Below are 482 nucleotides of genomic sequence, written 5' to 3'. Positions count from 1 at the left end.
ATGATGCTGGGTTTAGAGAGAGCATTGAGAAGCTTGCAATTCATGTTGAATGAGCCGAGTTAAAGTCTGGGTAAATTGTTGGCCTTGTTCGCCAAAGAACCAGTCCACATGACCGATAATCCAGTCGTAATAAGCCGCATCTGCATGGTTGAGGTTGTGGGTAATACCCACAAAATACTCCAGCTCTGAAAAAGCGAAATCCAGATGCACGATTTTCAGCAGTTCTGGCAAAATACTAAAATCTTCTTGTGGATGTATTTCGGAAAAATAAGCATGGAGAAAAGCGGTTAAACCGGCTTCATCAATCGGAATATGTGGGTTCTGCTTTAATTCCAACCAATCAATGAAATTACGTTCAATCGTCACAGCCAGATCATAAAGTGCCGAATTTCGGTCAGATAAACCAAAATCAATTACGGCAGTAATCTCCGCTTTGGCATCCGGTGCTGACCAGAATAGATTAGAAGCGTGTAAATCGTTAT

The 482-nt window shown here is 41.7% G+C and carries 1 protein-coding gene; it reads right to left on the bottom strand.

Features of this window, described 5'->3' with window-relative positions; genetic code table 11:
* Window positions 1–12: 12 nt before the first annotated feature.
* Window positions 13–482, bottom strand: a 470-nt coding sequence (locus ACNPNW_RS06440; protein WP_448766770.1) for a phosphotransferase, incomplete at its 5' end; no start/stop codon positions are given.

It is taken from the genome of Acinetobacter endophylla, assembly GCF_053543775.1.
Note: the sequence above shows the minus strand (reverse complement) of the source record. Positions and strands in the feature narration are given on the sequence as shown.